16 protein-coding genes and 3 pseudogenes are annotated in these 17,085 nt (G+C 67.0%); 11 read left to right on the forward strand and 8 right to left on the reverse strand.

Going from position 1 to position 17,085, the window contains the following annotated elements:
- Window positions 1-227 precede the first annotated feature (227 nt).
- Window positions 228-950, reverse strand: a complete 723-nt coding sequence (locus tag ACWCP8_RS27605; RefSeq protein WP_451118767.1) for an NADPH-dependent F420 reductase — start codon at window positions 948-950, stop codon at window positions 228-230.
- 128 nt (window positions 951-1,078) lie between these two features.
- Here ACWCP8_RS27605 and ACWCP8_RS27610 point away from each other — a divergent pair, with 128 nt between their 5' ends.
- Together ACWCP8_RS27610 and ACWCP8_RS27615 are read left to right on the forward strand one after the other, a co-directional pair.
- Window positions 1,079-1,630 carry a glycoside hydrolase family 25 protein gene (locus ACWCP8_RS27610; RefSeq protein WP_451118794.1) on the forward strand — a complete coding sequence of 184 codons (552 nt, stop codon included), beginning with the start codon at window positions 1,079-1,081 and terminating at the stop codon, window positions 1,628-1,630.
- A 211-nt stretch (window positions 1,631-1,841) separates the two neighbouring features.
- Window positions 1,842-2,111 (forward strand): hypothetical protein, encoded by a 270-nt coding sequence (locus ACWCP8_RS27615; RefSeq protein WP_326607768.1) that lies wholly within the window; start codon window positions 1,842-1,844, stop codon window positions 2,109-2,111.
- 79 nt (window positions 2,112-2,190) lie between these two features.
- On the opposite strand, the pseudogene ACWCP8_RS27620 reads toward ACWCP8_RS27615, so the two are convergent.
- Window positions 2,191-2,325, reverse strand: a pseudogene (locus ACWCP8_RS27620) (diguanylate cyclase); the annotation flags it as partial.
- 398 nt (window positions 2,326-2,723) lie between these two features.
- Here ACWCP8_RS27620 and ACWCP8_RS27625 point away from each other — a divergent pair.
- Window positions 2,724-2,852: pseudogene (locus ACWCP8_RS27625) on the forward strand (1,4-dihydroxy-6-naphthoate synthase); the annotation flags it as partial.
- 164 nt (window positions 2,853-3,016) lie between these two features.
- Here the strand turns inward: ACWCP8_RS27625 and ACWCP8_RS27630 are convergent.
- From ACWCP8_RS27630 to ACWCP8_RS27640, 3 genes are all read right to left on the reverse strand, one after another.
- A complete protein-coding gene (locus ACWCP8_RS27630) occupies window positions 3,017-3,892 on the reverse strand; it encodes an LLM class F420-dependent oxidoreductase (protein ID WP_451118769.1) in 876 nt (291 codons plus the stop codon).
- 1,066 nt (window positions 3,893-4,958) lie between these two features.
- Window positions 4,959-5,972, reverse strand: coding sequence for an HNH endonuclease (locus ACWCP8_RS27635; RefSeq protein WP_451118771.1), 1,014 nt, complete (start codon window positions 5,970-5,972; stop codon window positions 4,959-4,961).
- Window positions 5,969-6,580 carry a class I SAM-dependent methyltransferase gene (locus ACWCP8_RS27640; protein WP_451118773.1) on the reverse strand — a complete coding sequence of 204 codons (612 nt, stop codon included), beginning with the start codon at window positions 6,578-6,580 and terminating at the stop codon, window positions 5,969-5,971. The genes ACWCP8_RS27635 and ACWCP8_RS27640 overlap by 4 nt, the downstream gene beginning before the upstream one ends.
- Window positions 6,581-6,813: 233 nt before the next feature.
- Between ACWCP8_RS27640 and ACWCP8_RS27645 the strand changes: the two genes are divergently transcribed.
- Window positions 6,814-7,152, forward strand: a complete 339-nt coding sequence (locus tag ACWCP8_RS27645; RefSeq protein WP_326608010.1) for a YciI family protein — start codon at window positions 6,814-6,816, stop codon at window positions 7,150-7,152.
- A 63-nt stretch (window positions 7,153-7,215) separates the two neighbouring features.
- A pseudogene (locus tag ACWCP8_RS27650) lies at window positions 7,216-8,076 on the forward strand (IS5 family transposase); the annotation flags it as partial.
- A 172-nt stretch (window positions 8,077-8,248) separates the two neighbouring features.
- Here the strand turns inward: ACWCP8_RS27650 and ACWCP8_RS27655 are convergent.
- Window positions 8,249-8,722, reverse strand: a complete 474-nt coding sequence (locus ACWCP8_RS27655) for a MarR family winged helix-turn-helix transcriptional regulator (RefSeq protein ID WP_352270457.1) — start codon at window positions 8,720-8,722, stop codon at window positions 8,249-8,251.
- A gap of 85 nt (window positions 8,723-8,807) precedes the next feature.
- Between ACWCP8_RS27655 and ACWCP8_RS27660 the strand changes: the two genes are divergently transcribed.
- From ACWCP8_RS27660 to ACWCP8_RS27685, 6 genes are all read left to right on the forward strand, one after another.
- Complete coding sequence (locus ACWCP8_RS27660; protein ID WP_451118776.1) at window positions 8,808-9,701, forward strand: alpha/beta fold hydrolase; 894 nt, start codon at window positions 8,808-8,810, stop codon at window positions 9,699-9,701.
- Between the two features lie 1,662 nt (window positions 9,702-11,363).
- Window positions 11,364-12,134 (forward strand): hypothetical protein, encoded by a 771-nt coding sequence (locus tag ACWCP8_RS27665; protein WP_451118778.1) that lies wholly within the window; start codon window positions 11,364-11,366, stop codon window positions 12,132-12,134.
- Between the two features lie 424 nt (window positions 12,135-12,558).
- A complete protein-coding gene (locus ACWCP8_RS27670; protein ID WP_451118780.1) occupies window positions 12,559-12,849 on the forward strand; it encodes a hypothetical protein in 291 nt (96 codons plus the stop codon).
- 833 nt (window positions 12,850-13,682) lie between these two features.
- Entirely contained in the window at window positions 13,683-13,892 is a 210-nt protein-coding gene (locus ACWCP8_RS27675; RefSeq protein WP_356006617.1) for a hypothetical protein, read from the forward strand.
- Window positions 13,893-14,077: 185 nt separating this feature from the next.
- Complete coding sequence (locus tag ACWCP8_RS27680) at window positions 14,078-14,506, forward strand: 5-carboxymethyl-2-hydroxymuconate Delta-isomerase (RefSeq protein ID WP_451118782.1); 429 nt, start codon at window positions 14,078-14,080, stop codon at window positions 14,504-14,506.
- A 485-nt stretch (window positions 14,507-14,991) separates the two neighbouring features.
- Window positions 14,992-15,495: a GNAT family N-acetyltransferase gene (locus ACWCP8_RS27685; protein ID WP_382840408.1), complete on the forward strand. Its 504-nt coding sequence runs from the start codon at window positions 14,992-14,994 to the stop codon at window positions 15,493-15,495.
- Between the two features lie 105 nt (window positions 15,496-15,600).
- Here ACWCP8_RS27685 and ACWCP8_RS27690 read toward each other — a convergent pair whose 3' ends face one another.
- Both ACWCP8_RS27690 and ACWCP8_RS27695 read right to left on the reverse strand, forming a co-directional pair.
- Window positions 15,601-15,930: a hypothetical protein gene (locus ACWCP8_RS27690; protein WP_451118785.1), complete on the reverse strand. Its 330-nt coding sequence runs from the start codon at window positions 15,928-15,930 to the stop codon at window positions 15,601-15,603.
- The gene (locus tag ACWCP8_RS27695) at window positions 15,927-16,829 is read right to left on the reverse strand and encodes an IS701 family transposase (protein WP_451118787.1); all 903 of its coding nucleotides are present in this window, start codon (window positions 16,827-16,829) and stop codon (window positions 15,927-15,929) included. The genes ACWCP8_RS27690 and ACWCP8_RS27695 overlap by 4 nt, the downstream gene beginning before the upstream one ends.
- Between the last annotated feature and the right edge of the window lie 256 nt (window positions 16,830-17,085).

Below are 17,085 nucleotides of genomic sequence, written 5' to 3' on the forward strand. Positions count from 1 at the left end.
CCGGGTCGGTCAGCCGTCGGACAACGCCCCTGCGTCGGGGGCACGTTCGCGTGCGACTTCGGCGAAGTCCCCGCACCGGAAGCGTTGCACGTGCCGTCAGCCCGTGCAGGATTCGTGCGGCGCTCTACGAGCGGAATCGGAGGCGGAGGCGGGGCACCGGCGAATACGCCCTTGGTTCCCGCCCCGCCTTGCCGACCGGGGCACGAGGGTGGACGGGGCTCGCCCCGTCAGGCGCGCCACTCCGCCGTACGCTCCGGGGAGGCCTCGGCGAGCGCCTTCGCGATGGTCTCGGCATCGCCCTGGTTGCCGTAGACGGGAGTGCCCGGCTGCTGGCGCCAGGACTCGTCCAGACCGCCCGCATCCACTGTGTCGAAGCCCAGCTCGTCGATGAGGTCGCACACGGTCTGCTTGGCGGCCGCGTCGTCACCGGCGACCGGCAGGGCCTGACGGCCGGGGCTGCCCTGCGGAAGAGCCTTGGAGAGGATGTCATCCGCGTAGGTCCCGTTGAACGCCTTGATCACCGGATGCCCGATCTGTTCCTCGGTCCACCTGCTCTCCGGCAGCCCGTCCTCGATGGCGGCGACACGGCCGTCGCGCTGCTGCGGGTAGTAGTTGCCGGTGTCGATGACCACGACGTCTTCCGCGGCCCCGTTCAGGAACCCGGCGGGCAGATTCGGGACTGCCTTCACCGGAATGGTGATGACCACGATACGGGCGCCCTGTGCCGCCTCCGCCGCGGTGACCGGCGTCGCTCCGGTCTCCTCGGCAAGCGCGGTGAGCGTGTGTGGGCCGCGGGAGTTGGCGATGGACACCTCGTGGCCCAGCGCGGTAAGGCGCCTGGTGAGGTTGCCGCCGATATTGCCCGCTCCGATGATTCCGATCTTCATGAATCCGACCTTCCGATGGTGCGTGCGGTGTGTAATGCGGTCTCGCCGCTCCACCAACTCCATGGCGGCGGTACCTATTCCGGGTGGCCGGAAGACATTTCGCCCGGTGGGCCGGACGGGTGAGAACCGGCGGCTGCGGGCACGTACAGAACGAGAAACGGAACCAAAGAGCCCACTTGAAGGCGGAACCCATGCTGCACGGCGTCGATGTCAGTTCGTATCAGTCGTCCTTCGACACGGATGGACTGGACTTCGTTTTCATCAAGGCCACCGAGGGCCGTTCGTACGTCAATCCGCATCTGGCCTCGCAGGTCAAGCGGGCAAGGGACGCCTCATGCGTGGTCGGCTTCTACCACTTTCTGTGGCCGGGCAATCTCACGGCGCAGGCGGAGTACTTCGTGAGCAAGGCCCCGGAGAAGGCCGGCGATCTGCTGGCCGTCGACTGGGAGGTGACCGGCGACGGAACGCACGCGACCAACGCCGAGAAGGACCGCTTCATCCGCGAGGTCAAGCGCCTCCGGCCGGGCCACAGGGTTCTGCTGTACTGCAACCGGCACTTCTGGCTGAATTACGACACCACGTCGTACGCCGGTGACGGCCTGTGGATCGCCGACTATGTGACCGCGGGCAAACCACGCATCAAGGCGACCTGGCGCATCCACCAGTACACCAACGACCCGCTCGACAAGGACGTGGCCGCCTTCGCGTCGCGCACCGCGATGCGCAACTGGGCCCGGCCCTAGCGGTGCCCGGCCGATCGGCCCGGCGATCGGGAGCCGCACCGCCGCAGACGCAACCGCCGGACAAGTGAATACCGGCCATCGGGGCCTTCGGATCACGCCCACGGGCGGCCCGGAACATCGGCTCCCGGTCCGGTCGGTCGCACGCACCCGCGAGCGACGCAGCGCCAAGTCGCTGACCCGATCCGCAGGCCCGGTGCGGCAGACTTCTTCGGTGACCACAACAGCGGCTCAACCACCACGAGACCGCGCGCTCGGGCGCGGCATCACCACCCTCATTCCGCAGGCCGAGACCGCCACCCCGGCGGAGCAGGCTGCCGCCGTGCTGGCAGGGATGCAGAGCGTTCCGGTACGCATCGGCGTGCTCCAGGCAGCCGTGGTGCTCCTGGAGGAACGGGTGCGTACGACAGAGGACGACACGGAGCGCAGAGCGGCGGCGACGACCGTGGCCATGCTCCGTGGTGCGATCGGCCAGGCGGGCTGAACCGCCACCATGCCGTCGCCCGGTGCGGATCGGCTTCTGCGGCTCGGTCCGCTTGCGCGGCCTGCCCGGCTTGCTCGGCTCACTCCGGCCAGGGCGAGTCGAGGATCGTGCCGCGCTCGAAGCCCGGGACGTATTCCTCCAGCACGTCGGCCTTCACATTGCCGAAAGTCGTCTCCGGCTTCGGCCGGATCCCATCGGTGAACGCACCGAGAACGGCCGGGATCGAGGAGGCCGGGATCGGCCGCCCCTGCATCGCGAAGGCGGAGCGCACCCCGCCGTTTCCCGGCGCGACCTGGTGCAACTCCTGCGACAGCTGGTGCACCCCGTTCGGCATGTGCCGCTGCAACAACCGGTAGGCGAGGACGTTGCGCTACTTCCGCGGTGGAGTTCCCGGGCTCAGGCCCGGGGACATCATCACCCCGCACCCCCGAAAACCTTCGACGGCTGCCCGGTCTGCGCCGCCCGCGTGGAGGGCCTGACCGCCACCCTCGACGCCAAGCCCATCGACCCGCCACGGGCCGCCCCGACCGGGTCTGCATCACCACCGACCGCGACTACGGCCGCTTCTACGCCTTTCGCTCCTGGTACGGCGACCTCTACACCGTCGATCCCGTCAACGAGTTTCCCGCGGACCTCGGTGAGAACGGCTACGCGGCGATCCGCGGACTGCTGACCCGCGCGGCGGCCGAGGGGCTGGTGCCGCCCCTCGGCCCGGACGCGCTGTCGTTCGTCCGACAATGACCGGCGCCGGCTGACCGGCTGCAGGCTGCTTCTGCGAGTGGCGAGCTGGGCGAATGCGGGCGGTTCACGCGTCGCCGGGCGGCTCTCTTAACTGACCGTTTGTGAGAGATTCGAACCGGAACTGGCGCTACCGCTCACCACGGTTCCGGTGTTCCCCGAGGCCGTTATCCCAATAGAGAAGCGAGCCTGCGCCATTCCTCCCTCGGGAGCTTGTCCCTCTGGGTGCCGGTGAGCACCTGGAGGGCCACGTGGTCCCCGCCTGCCTGATGGAAGGTGTCGATGCGGTCGCGGATGCGGTCCTCGTCGCCCCAGGCGAAGACCGCGTCGATCAGGCGGTCGCTGCCGCCCTCGGTCAGGTCGGCCTCGGTGAAGCCGTGCCGCAGGAAGTTGTTGGTGTAGTTCGGCAGGGTGAGGTACATGGCGAGGGCGTCGCGGGCCAGCGCGCGGGCCCGGGCCGGGTCGGTTTCCAAAATCACCTTCAGCTCCGGGGCGAGCAGTGGGCCCTCGCCGAGGATCTCGCGGGCCTGGGCGGTGTGTTCGGGCGTGACCAGGTAGGGGATGGCGCCGGCCGCCCGCTCGCCGGACAGCTTCAGCATCTTCGGGCCCAGCGCGGCCAGCACCCTGCTGTCGGCGGCGACGCCGGCCTCGTCCAGCTCGTCGAGGTAGCCGGTCATCGCCGCGTACGGGCGGCTGTAGTCCTTCACCAGCGGGCCGTGGCTCACGCCGAGACCCACCAGATAGCGGCCGGGGTGCGCCGATGCCATCTCGGCGAAGCCGGCCGCGGTCGTGGCGGCCTCCTGCTGCCAGATGTTCAGGACGCTGGTGCCGACGAGGATGCGGCGCGTCGCCCCGATCAGCGGGGCGGCATGGTCGGCGGTGCTGTTGTTGCCGAGCCAGATGGCGCCGTACCCGAGTTCCTCCAGCTCGGCCGCGGCCTCGTCCAGTTCGCCGCGCCGGGCCGGGTCCTCCGAGCGCAGTTCGACGCTCCAGGCGCCGTACCGGCCGACTCGCTGCTTCAGGGGGACTGTGGTGTCGCTCATCGGGTGTTCCCTCCGGGTGGTGGGCTGTGCCGTGATCATCACGTCTCCAGCCACTGCCGACCGGAGGGCGTCCCGGGTCGATTCCCGCCGTTCCCTCAGTTGGTCGAACGGCCCGTAAGACGTCGGACACGCACGAGCCCGCCACTGCGGTGGCGGGCTCGTGCGTGTCCGGGTGCGAGTAGTTGGCGTACAGATAGTGCCGATCAGGGCCTCGACCAGCTCCTGCTGGCGAGGCGGATTTCCGCGGCGGCAGGTCGTGCGGAAGCAGGTCCCACTGGCAGCCGGTGGGGGCCTGATAGAGGAACGCGTTGACGCTCTCCCGCATCTCGTAGTGGCCCTGGTGGCCGCTGACCGAGGGTGTGCGGCATTCCACGTGGCGATCACCGGCTCGATCAGCGCCCACTGCCCGTCGGCCAGGTCGGTCTTGTGCCTCACGCTCAGAAAGGACCACCATCCGGACGTGGTGGGCGTAGGCGATGGGCATCTCGATCAGGTGGCGCATGGGCCAGCTACCGGCATACGTCGCGACGTTGTCGACGAGCCACCGGGTTGCATCGTCTATCTGCTGCCACCAGCGCTCCCGCTCACCGGCGAGCCGTTCCCGCAGGACAGGCGTCCAGTCGGGATCTCCGTCCGGCGGGAGCTGGATGTTCTGCAGCTGCCCGCACGCGGAGATGATTCGCAGCATGTGGGCCCCGAAGGTGTCGCGGGCGGCGTGAACCTCGCCCAGCCGTATCTGGCGAGCCTCCAGCCGAGGAGCCACGATCAAGCCGGTCGCCGTGGTTGTCACCAAAGGAGTAGGCGCGGCCACCGTGATGGCCCAGAAGGTGTCAGGCATGAGGCACATCGTCGCGCACCGTGGGGCTCCGACGGACGCGCTCAGCTTGCAAGGTTCTTGACAGCAGGCGCTGCTCCGGAAGGGCGGCGTGGACCATCCGTGGACAGGCCCCGCTCAGCTGTTCGCAGACGCGGCCCTGATCAGCAACGTTTCGTAGGACCGAAGGGCCCTCCGGAACCGTGGTGACTGGCGGAGCGTCTTCCGCGGTCTCAGGCCGGGGGATTTGCTTCAGACAGCCATCTGCACTGCTCTCAGGAATTCTGGCCACGAGGACACTCTCTGGCCGGGCAGGGCACTCCTCAGGCTGAGTTGCAGGGTGCGGCGGAGTGGGTGGGGGGACTGCATGATGGACTCGTTGCGGGCAGCCAGATAGGTGAGTTCGAGTGAGCTGGGCAGCCGATCACTCTTCGTTCCGTTGCAGGTGGCGTGTGCCGGGGCGAGGTTCCACAGGGCGTCCAGATCCGGTCCGTGCCAGGCTCCGACGCTGTCGAAGCGGTGCATCAGGGAGAACGGGAACACGTGGTCGACGGCGACGGCATCACTCAGGCCCAGGACGTCATCACAAATCAGGCAGCGGCCGTGCTGAAAGCCGGCCGTGGCCTCAACAAGACCGGTTACTGAGCGGCGGCGACGCTTGTCCGTGATCTGAAGTGTGTCCCAGTCGACGAAGATGCCCTCCTCGATCAGGCTGCGGCCGATGCCCGCCGCGAAGGACGTCTCAACGATGTTCCAGCGGGCTCCCAACTCGGCAGCCAGACCCGTGGCTTGCTCCGAGTGCGCCAACTGAAGCAGGTCGGGGGTCAGGCGCACCACACGGTGTCGCCCCGTTCCGGTCAACCGATAGAAGGTGTGTGGCACCGCGGTGTCACCGCGCAGGTTATGGAATTTCTGCATCACCATCGTCGGCATCGAGCGCACAGCCGCCGCCAGCAGCCGCTCAGTGGGGCGGCCGGTCTCCAGGGTCGCGGCGCTTTCCTCAGCGGCGACCGCGAGGAAGTCGTTCTCGCCCAACTTCTCGGCCTGCGGCGCTTGTGGGTTCTGGGTCAAGTGCCGCACCAGGCCCAGGCTGTAGGCGGCGGCGAACTCGGCAAGTGGAATGGCCTCCTGTCCGTGCCGTCCGAACTCCAGCAAGGCTTGGCCAAGGGCGAACTTGTAGGTGCGCGAGTTGGCCCCCATCAGCACTGCCAGCCGCCAGGACCCGCGCGCTGAGGCGTCTTGGGCGTAGAAGTCCCGGCCGCTCATGCTTCCCCCTTGCGCAGGGCGACGGTCTGCCACCACACCTCGGCACGGCCGAGCCGGTCCGTACCCTCCTCCACGAGCCGCGCCAGCCGCAGCCCCGCTCGCTCCCCGTCGCGCAGGACGTCCTCGGCGGGCACATCAAACATCACACGGTCCGTCGGCGGGTCCCCACGTCGTAGCGAAATCACCAGCAGTCCCGCGGGAGCCAGCAGTGCGGCCATCCGCTCCATCGCTCGCCCACGTTCGGCCCGCAGCAGGTGCATCCACACCGCCGACAGGAGCGCCAGATCGAAGGCCCCCTCCAGTCGGGGGAGTTCAGGCAGGAAATCCTCAACCCACGAAATGCCCTCGCTCGGGTACAGGCGCCGTGCGACGTCCCGCATCTCACGCGTCGGCTCGACCGCCACCACCTGATAGCCGCGGCGCGCCAGCGCGGCAGCGTCCCGCCCAGTGCCGGCCCCGACATCCAGCGCTATCGCCGGAGTTGGCGGCAGCAGATCCAAAACCTTGCCGTGCACCTCTTCGAAGGTGACGCTCCCGTACCGCTGCGCCAGAAGCCCAGCGTTCTCCGCGTAGTACGCCTGGACGCCCACGACGGGTTGGCATGCCACGGGCGGCACGTCGGGCCGGAGGGTGGAGTGTTCGCCGGTTTCAACCACGGCCACAAGCTACGGCAGCCCTCTGACACTGATCGGCGCGCAAGCGAGTCCCTGAGGTGTCCGCATTGTCCGACTGTCCGGCTAGGGCCTGTTTCGGAAGCCAGGGGGAGTGTCGGTTCTGAAGGGAGGCTTTCGTCGTAGGGTGAGCGGCGGCCGAAGGAGGCCAACGGCCAAGGGAGCCATGTATGACGCGGTACCTGATCTCGTTCGATGACGGCGCGATGACCTTCCCCGAGGAGGAGTTGCCCGAGGTGGCCGAGGCCTCGCACGAGGTGGTGCGTAAGGCTCAGGACGCCGGTGTGTGGGTCTTCGGTGGTGGACTGGAAAGGCAGCAGGCGAGCGTCGTGGCCACCGACGGGACCGTCACCAACGGTCCGTACCCGGAGACCAAGGCGGTGCTCGGCGGGTTCTCGATCATCGATGTGCCCTCACGTGAGGACGCGCTGGAGTGGGCTGCCAAGATCGCTGCCGCGTGCCGCTGTGCGCAAGAGGTCCGGGAGATCATGCCCGACCCGACCGTCTGATCGAAGACGACCCGCCGCGGCTGGGGCCTGGTTCGGAAGTGGCTTGTGACCTGCGGGATCGCCATGCTGCGGGCCTGTGGGCGACATGATCTGACGGACGAGGCGTTGGCGGTGGTCGAGGCGTTGCTGCCGGTCGCAGGGTGCGGTCGTCCGGCGCGGAACCTGCGTCGGCAGGTCGACGGGATCCGCCACCGGGTCCGGGCGGGGTGCCCGTGGCGAGACGTGCCCGAACGGTATGGGCCGTGGTCGAGCCTGTATCGGGTGTTCCGCCGTTACCAGCGCGAGGGCGTCTGGAACCAGGTTCTGGACGCGCTGCGGACCCTGGCCGACGGGGGCAGGCAGATCTGCTGGGAAGTCTCGGTCGACTCCACGATCACGCGGGCGCACCAGCATGCCGCTGGCGCCCGACGGGACAGCGCCGGGCAGACGGAGCCGCCAGGGGGCGAGCCCGCCGATCACGGGCTGGGTCGTTCTCGGGGCGGGTGGACCACGAAGATCCACGCAGTATGCGGGCAGGGGCAGAAGCTTATGGGGATGGTCGTTACCGCAGGGCAGCGGGGCGACAGCCCGCAGTTCGCCGCGGTGCTCGACCAGGTCCGGGTGAAGCGTCCCGGCGGGGCCGGGCGGCCACGGACGCGCCCTGACCGGGTCCGGGCGGACAAGGGGTATGCCTCAGCGGCCAACCGGCGCCGGCTTCGTCGGCGCGGGATCGCCGCGACGATCCCGGACAAGAAGGACCACCGCGCCAACCGGCTGGCGAGGGGCTCGAAGGGTGGGCGGCCATCGAAGATCGACTACGAGGACTACAAGAAGCGCCACGCGGTGGAGTGCATGTTCAACCGGCTCAAGCGCAACCGGGCGGTGGCCACGAGGTTCGACAAGCTCCAGGTCCGCTACGAGGCGACCGTGATGGTCGCCGCAATCGACGACCGGATCACCGCCGTCATCCGGATGGGCTGGGTGCCTGTTTCTATTCCTCCGAAATATCAGCCGCCGATCTTGCGCGGGAGCGAACGGGTATTCCTTGCGGATTTTTCGCTTGTCCGTTCGCTTCGAGCAGTGGAGCGGCGTGACGCGGGAGGCGCAGGAGGGCCTACTACACGTCCGGGTCGCGCGCGATCCAGCCCGGTGAATCGAGCCGGATCGCACTGTCCCCAACGAGCGATCGAAGTGTCTCCTCGAGTGCTGAGAGTGACGCTGCACCCACCTGTTTCTCCCACTGCTCACGCAGCTCGTCGAAGATCGCTTCGCCCTGTTGCATCATTGCGAGTCCGTGCTCGGTGACGCGAAGTCGCGTCCGTCGGCGGTCGGCCGAATCAGGTTGGCGCGCTACGTAATTGCGTTGCTCCAGTGCGGCGATCGTCTTCGCGGCTGCTTGTCTCGTCACCGACATTCTGCGGGCGAGTTCGGAAGCGCTGTCGGCGCCGGACAAAATCGAGTGGAGGGCAAAGTCGTGCACCGGCCGTACGTCCTCGTACCCGCGCTCGGCGAGCTCGGCGGTGGCTCGATCCGCCAGTGTGCGGAAGCCGGCGAGCAGGAGCAGGGCGAGATCGGCGCCTGATCTGGACATGTAGTCAGCATACGGCCACCTTTGACAAGGGCAACCTGGTTGCCTACCTTGGTTGGCAACCAGGTTGCCTATTTGGGAGCTTCTCGTGACCACAACCACGCCCCCTGGCGCGACCCTTCCCGGTGTCACGCATCACCTCGCCGACGTCAACGGAACGCAACTGCACTACGTCTCCGCCGGCACCAACGGCTCTCCGATCCTGCTGGTGCACGGCTGGCCGGAGACTTGGTGGGCGTTCCGCAAGCTGATTCCGCTGCTCGCGCAGACTCACCGGGTCTTCGCCCTCGACCTCCGCGGGTTCGGCGACTCCAGCAACGCCGACACCGAGTACGGCGAGGCGGTCGCCGCCGAGGACCTGCACCATCTCGTCGAGCACATCGGCGCGGGTCCCGTTCATATCCTTTGCCAGGACATCAGCGGCGGCACGGGCTTCCGCTTCGCGGCAACGCGCCCCGAGGATGTCATCAGCTTCACCGGGATCGAGACGGCCCTGGCCGGTTTCGGATTCGAGGCTCTTGCCGACGTGAACAACCACGGTTCTTGGCACGTCGGATTCCTCGGTGCTCCGGGCATACCTGGAATGCTCCTTCCGGGCCATGAGCGCGAGCTCCTGGCCGACTGGGCCTTCCCTCTGATGAACGGGACGGAGGGTTCCATTGGTGAAAGCGACGTCGACGAGTTCGTTCGAACCTACGCGCGCCCGAACGCCTGGCGAGGTACGGAGGGTCTTTATCGAGGCCTTTTCTCCGACGAAGGCGCAACCAAGGCTCTGGCCGAGTCACACCCGATCGCCGTCCCGGTACTCACTGTTGAGGGTGCCGGCCATGGAAGGATCACCGAGATGACCTTCCGTCAGGTGACCGCCGGCGAGGTCACCGCGGTGCATCTTGAGGAGGTCGGCCACCTCATCGCGCAGGAAGCTCCTGAAACACTCGCGGCCACAATCCTGGAGTTCACTGGAAGAATCGACAATGAGTAGGCCTGAGCACCATCGGGTTTGGTCACGGCACCTGCGAGGTGCGAGAGCTGCTGAGGGAGCGATCTCCCGAAGGCGTCGTCTGGGACTGGCCCGGTGACACCGAAGTGATACTCGCCCGGAAATAGCCATGGCAGTCAGTATTTCGCGCCGGCGCTGGGCGATGGACAGCGCGAGAGTACGGCGGAGAGCGCGCGGGTGCACCGGCCCATCAGGGACGGGGGCAAGGCCCAGACGCTGTCCGCAAGATCCGTTGACCCAGTTCCGGAGAGCGGCATAGCGGTTGCCGGAGTTACTCCCCGAAGAGAAGAGGAGTTCGCCGGGTTTGGTTCCAGTGACGGCCTCGGCCGCGGCCAGGGCCCGGTGAACCTCTTCGATCACCACCCAGGAGTCGGGTACCCCGCCGAAGTCTTCTCCCTTGATACGGCGGGAGTCCACCCAGAATCGGGGACTTTGGGAGCTGTCTTCGCGTCGACAGGCCCCGCAGGTGAGCTCGGCCAGCTCGGAGGCCCTCATACCGGAGAGCGCGGCGGTGAGGTAGAACGCGGCGCTGGCGATGACATGGACCATGGTCTCCAGTCCGAAGTGGTCCACAGGGATGGCGAACGGAACGGCGGAGTGGCCACCGGCCCGGGGAACAGCGGTTGCATCCCGACACCATGGCGGCTCGGTTCCGCAGTGCCTGATCCAGGCTTCCAGGTGAGGTCGGAGACGATCCAGATCGCGCCTCTTGGAGAGCGAGAGTGCGGTGTCCCTCACGAACGAGTCGAAGGCGAACGGCAGCAGTGGGTCGTCTTGCTCCCAGCCCGCAGCGAGTCGCCGGGCGATGTAGCCGGGTGTGGTGCGCGCGGCGGGAACACCTGCCCGCATCTGCCGCTGTACTTCATCAATGACCTGCGAGTACTGATCGAGGCGCAGCGAGGATCTGATTCCTGCCCGTGAGGTGATGGCTTGTCGGACTCGGGTGGCTTCGGCTGCGACGTGAGGCCCGACCACGTCGATGAGGTAGATCGAGTTGCAGAGCAGGGGCTGCAGGATGTCGGCGGGCACGGGCGCGGTCTGATTGACGTCGGCGCGTTCGTAGCCGGCGACTTCGGCGGCGCTGCGGTCACCCCAGGGACGGAAGCAGGGTGTGTAGCAGTCTGGAAGCAACGGCGAGTAGGCCGTGCGAGCTTGGGCTGTCAGGACGTACCCCGCGACGGTGCCGGGAGTGACGGACCGTTCCGGAGCCGTGCGGCTGCGGGAGACGACGCTCAGATAGGCGTCGCAATGGGGGTTGTCTGACGAGCGAGAGGCTGTTGATCCCAGCCGCGGTGAGGTGGTTGAACCAGGCTGTCAGCCGGTTGACTTCGTGACGAAGGGTGGGGAGTGCGAGAGGGGTTCGGTAGGCCTGTGGAAGAACGGCGACGTCCGGGTGGGTGGGCAGGATGCGGGCTATCAGGTAGGCGCGGGCGACGTTTCGCCAGCGAGGGTTGGTGATGGTGGTGAAGTCCAGGATCTTCTCGCTGCGGGGCCAGGATGCCGGAGCGTCGGCGACTGCCGTCAGGTCCCAGATGTCTTGATCGAAGCAGGGGCCGCGCCCTGGTCAGGTGCGCATGCGTTGGTGACGATGTTGGGATGGATTATGAGATTGAGGCAAGTCGGAGCATGGTCTCAGCCTGGAGTGTGGCGCGGCTGCCGTTCGAGCCCAGGGGATGGCAGCGTAGGTTCCGGGGCGAACTGCGACTGGCGCTGCGGGCGCTTGAGCCGGAGGGTGGGCACGGGCTGGTAGCTGAGTACGACGCCCCGGACGACGCGTTCGTCGATGTGGAAAACGTTCTGCTGTACAACGTCGGAGCGGGGGCCTATGGGCATCTGCTCGGCCCGGGGCTGGTCTGCCGCCGCGGCAGCAGCACCGACGGTCGGCACCATCTGCGCTACGTCCTCGCCTCGGTCATACCTGATCCCGACCCAGGAGCCACCTGTGTGATCGGTGATCTCGCTGCCGACCTTGGCGACGTGCTCCCGCGGACGCCAGGGGAATGGTGGATGCGACTGCGCCCGCGCACAACGGTACGAACCGGGAGGCCTGCGGCCGAGCGAGTGGCAGACTCATTCGTGCTGGACCTGTCCTTGGCGGGTCCTGACCTTCCCGGTCGGCGCTCGGCAGGTATCGTCAAGGCCCTACTCGACGGCGTGGTCAGCTGTTTCCACGCCCACGACGCCAGCGCGCCCGACGTGCTCCTTCCGCGATTGGCGAGCCTCGCCCTTCCCAACCACGCATGGGATCTCGTCTGTGAGCCATCCACTGCAGTCCTCGGAGTGCGGCCTCTGGTCCGTCCACACGGCAAAGGCATCGCGTGGAACCCGGCAGACGAACGCTGTTACGCCTTCCGCGTCGCCTTCACCTATGGCACCCGGTGGAAGGTGCACGCCCAACTCCGCGTCCACGCATAACCGGGCGGCGAATAGAAGCCTTGACCTCAATTCACCTGCGGTCGTGAATGCGTGATGAGTTGTTGGTCGTCCTGTTTGTTCTGCGGGGTCGCGGACAGCCAGCTCTTCGTGTGTCGCTGCGGCTGCACAGGAATCCATGGCACTCGGAGGTGCTGCGGGGTGCTCCTTAAGGCCTTAAATGTCGTCACGCCTGCCACAGTCGTGGAGCTTCGCTTGTGGCGGTAGGGGACTGGCTCACAAGCCGCTGCTCTTCGCTGTTGCCCCCACGAAGGCGGGGCAAGCCGATCGTCGAGGCACCTCGCACCGGCCTGGACGTGTCCTCCCCGCAGGCGGGGTGAGCCACTGCTTTGAAGCCCACCCCGTTGTGGTCTGCTCCCCGCCTGCGCGGGGGGTGAGTGGGATCGCCCCGTTCAGTCGGAGGTCTGTGATCTACCGGAACGGTGCCCGGGTACCGGTGTCGGCGTGGGCGGAATCGGCGACGCTCGCCAAGTCGGGCGTGACCTACAACGCGGGCACCCTAAACCGGTCCCGGAAGGCCGGCGTGCAGTGGATGCACGTGTTCGATGGCGCCGCGTGCGGCTGGACCAGCCACCAAGACCCGGACAAGGCCGCGAGGACGCTGCGCACCGTGGAGGACGCCGCCGCGTGGCCAATCTCCCACCCGCGGTACGGGCGGGCGTTCGGGCCGCGCCCCGACGTCACCGCCGAGGCGTGAGCGTCGGACCTGCGGTCAGAAGCGTCGGGGCGTCAGCCGACCTGCTCCCACTTCAGGCAGCCCTTCGCCTCGAAGTACTCACCCTTGCGGGCCGTCACGCGCGCCTGGCCGGTGATGTTGTCGTTCGCGATGATCGCCCCGAGCTCGCCGGAGGCGTTCTTGAGCCGGGCCCAGTAGCAGCCGAGACCGAAGTTGTCGTCCGCGGGCTCTCCTCGCGCGCCCCGGCTTCATCGACCACGAAGTCAACCAGCTCGGGCGTGTAGGTCCGCGTCAGCAGCCCCATCCGGATCCGCTCCGGGTAGCTCTCATCAGCTATGTGATCACGTGGCACAAGACCGAGACTCCACTCGATCAGGAGCTACTCAACCGACGTTGGTCCCCGGCCCCCCGGTCAGCGCGACATAACGGCAGCTCAATCCGTGGTGAGTGCGGCCCACTGTTGGCAAATCCTGCACATCGTGCACACGCAAGGCGAGCAGCAAGCTGACGGGATCCGGCTTCATCGGCGTCCGGCAACCTTAAGTGCAGGTATGTCCGATTGGCATCAATCGGAGGGCCCACTTATGTCCATTCTCCGTTAAAACGCTTGTGAAGAAGTCGTCACCGTCCGGTGGGCAATTGCGCGCAATTGCGTTTGCGATAGCGGAGCGTTGGGCAAATCGCCGACAAGTCGGGTGGACGGGCAGCCTGCTGAGGTGGTTGCATCTTGCGCCAGACGGAAGTTATCCCGGGTTTTCGGGCATCAGGCGACCGTTGAACCGGCCGGCTCGACTTAGAGCTGAAGCTGGCCGGCACCATTCAGATATCCGAAGCCATGAAGGGAAGCATAATTCATGCGTAGTTTCACGCCTCAGGTCGAGACCAGCGAGATTTCCGACGCCGACCTGGACAACGTTTCCGGCGGTCTCACCATTTCCGGCGGTGCCGCCTCCCCCCTCGGCGGCGTTTCCGGCGGTGTCTCTGTCGACGGCCCCGGTGAGGTTCTTGGGGCCCTCCCGCTCGGTCTGTCCCTTCCGCAGGTCGCCGGTGGCGCCACCCTCTGACGACGGCATTTGCTGCGAGGCGTCGCAGCCAGGAGCATCACTCAACCTACGGGAGCACCAGAAATCCCGATGCGGTTGGCCGGGGACCCCGGAACTCCTCGTTCCGGGGCCCCGGATGCTCTTGGCCGGCCCTTTGTCGAGGAATTCATCGGCGAGCATGGCGAGAGAGTGAATATGCTGCGTCCATGCCACATATAACCGTGACGTACACCAATGAACTGGGCGGGCACGACGTCCTCGACTGTGAAGTACTCGGCCCGGAGTTGCACTCGCTGATCGTCGCCAACAGCGGCGCGCGCCCCGAGGCGTGCCGGATCCGTTTCATCTACCCTCAAGACGACTGGTACATCGCTGGCCGCACGGAGGAAACCCACCAGGCGGTCCACATCGAGATCGCGCTGAAGGCCGGCCGTAGCGCCGAGGTCAAACGCGCGCTCAGCGAATCCGTCCTCGCGCTTCTTCGCACACGCGTCGGGCTTGTCCCGGAGTTCGAGGTCCACTTTTCGGTCGAAGTACGCGACCTCGACCCGGACGGGTATGAGAGCCACATCGAGTCCGCCGGGGATGTCCCCCGGAACGCCACCCCACAGAGTGCCCAGGTGACTGACGCTTGACCATGGACCCCGCCCGCCGCCCACGGTTGACTCCCTGAGGAAGTACGAGGCGGCCCTCCCTAATGGACAGTCGGGGGTTCACAACTGCTGGGCCAGCACTTCATTTTGGCGAACGTGGGCACGATTGAGTGAGCGGTGTGACGATCGGTGGGTGTGTCTGACGGGGTGTGCGTAACGTTCTCGGTGCGATCTGGGACGCCGGGTGTGGTGTCAGCAGTCGGGGCCCCCGTGTCACCAGCGAGATGGTTCGGGGCCTCCCCGTCGCCTCTGGCCACACCCATATGGCCAGGGCGTAGGGATTCCGCCCGCCCGGGACGGATCGCATACGGGATATGCGTCGCCGACCGGGATGCGAAAGCGGAGGACCAGTGCGCCCAAGACCGTTCGGGGCGTGCCGGTGAGTCAGGACTCACTCCTGCTCACTGCCCAGGAACGGTTCGTACTCCAGCTGTAGTCCGTGATGATCCGTGGGGCAGAGTAGGGGCATGACTAGGTACGAGACGATGTCGTTCCACCTTGAGACCGAGCGGCTGATACTGCGGCCGTGGGCCGAGTCGGACGCCGCTGAGTTCTGTGCCCTCCTCTCCGAACGCGGCAAGGGGACCCCCACGGTTGAGCACATTCGGACGTCCATCGCGGAGCTGCTCACCGCGACGGCGACTACGGGGATCGCCCTGTTGCCCATCCAGCGTCGTGACGAAGGCGACTTCATCGGCTACTGCGGGCTGATCATCGGCCGCTCCACCGTAGAGGAGCCTGAAATCGCGTATGAGCTGTTCCAGCGCGTGCATGGGAGTGGGTACGCCACCGAGGCGGCCGGCGCGGTGCTCGATGCCGCTATCGCGACCGGGCGGAAACGACTCTGGTCGACCGTCGGCGCGTGGAACACACCGTCGCTCCGTGTCCTTGAGAAGCTCGGGTTCGAGCGGGATCACGTTTCCACGGAAGACAACGGTGAAGTGGTCTGGCTCACACGCTCGTTGCCGTGACGCGAGAGCACGCTCCGGGGCTTCATGCTCACATGATCGAGTGCGCTCCGGCGGAGCGCCAGGCATGCCGAGATCGGTTAGCACTCCAGGTGTAGATCGGGATCTTCATGTCTGGGCTGCGGCTTGTCGACGGTAATGGCTGGCCTGTGATCGTGCCTGATGGCGGCGTCGCCAGTCGGACCAGGCAATGCGGTGAGTGAGGTCGTTCAGTGGCCGGACGGCGATGGTGAGGAACAGGTGCTGGATCTCGTTGCAGGTCAACGCGGCCAGGTCGCCTGGACCAGTGCGCCGTGTGTGCTCGTCTGCGCGGACGACGGCGAGGAAGGCGTGAGCGAGCATGGCGAGGGTGACCCAGCGGCTCCAGGACGGGTAGCGGCGGACCTGGTGTTCATCGAGTCCGGCCAGCCCCTTCCCGGTCTGGAAGGTCTCCTTCACCAGCTACCTGGATCCCGCCGTCCTGACCATGGTGCGCATCGGAGCCAGCCCGGTGGAATGGCAGCGGTAGTAGGCGAGTTCGCCGGTGGTGCGGCTGCGCCGGAGCAGCAACTGACGGTGGCCCGGCGTGAGGTCGATGTCGGCCCAGTCGTAGTAAGGGTGCCCCTTCGCGCCGGGGCCGGCGGGCAGCTTCTGCCAGGCCCGCTTTGGGAGCTTGCCCGCCAGCACGTCGGCGCGGAACCTTCCCGCACCAGTGGCACTTGGGCCGACCAGGCAACCGCGAGGACATAGCCCAGGCCGCGTTCTTCCAGGGCCGCCTGCAGTTTCGGGTTGTCGCCGTAGACCTCATCGCCCGTCACCCAGTCGATATGGTGCCCGCCATCCAGGAACCGTTCGATCATCGTGAGGGCCAGCTCCGGCTTGGTCGCGAAGAAGGTGTCCTCGGCCAGCCTGGCCGCCCGACAGCGGTCCGGGTCCGAGGTCCATGAGCGTGGGACGTACAGCTCCCGGTCCACGGCCGCGTGTCCCCGTGCCCCGGCGTAGACGAGATAGGCGGCGACCTGGGAATTCTCGATCCGGCCGGCGGTTCCGGTGTACTGGCGCTGGACCCCTACGGTGCGGGCGCCCTTCTTCACGTCGCCGGTCTCGTCCACGACCAGGACCGCCTCCTCGTCGTGGAGATGCTCCACGACGTACTCGCGTACATCGTCACGCACCGCATCGGCGTCCCAGGACGCCCTACACAGCAGATGCTGCATGCCGTGCGGGGACTTCTCCCCCGACCACTCCGCGATCGTCCAGCAGTTCTTGCGGGGCAGGTCCGACAGCAGCGCCAGCATCAAACGCCCGGCCCACAGCCGGGGTTCGACCCGGGCGAAGCGGCCCGCGATACGACCCATGGCCACCTCGAACGCATCCCGCAAACGGCCTGGATCGATGCTGTGACCTGCGGCCACCGTCTCATCGTCAGTCCACACAACGCACGATGATCAACGGTGGCCACACCCCTATCCGCACCGACCCGACTAGCAAGATCACGATCTACAGCTAGAGCAATAATCCCTTCAGTTGGAGATCGACTGGTCCGCTGTAGTTCGGTGATCTGTCGGTGCGGGTAACTGGCCGGTATGCACGCGAAGTTGCTGGATGTGCCGC

The organism is Streptomyces sp. NPDC002206, from assembly GCF_053593595.1.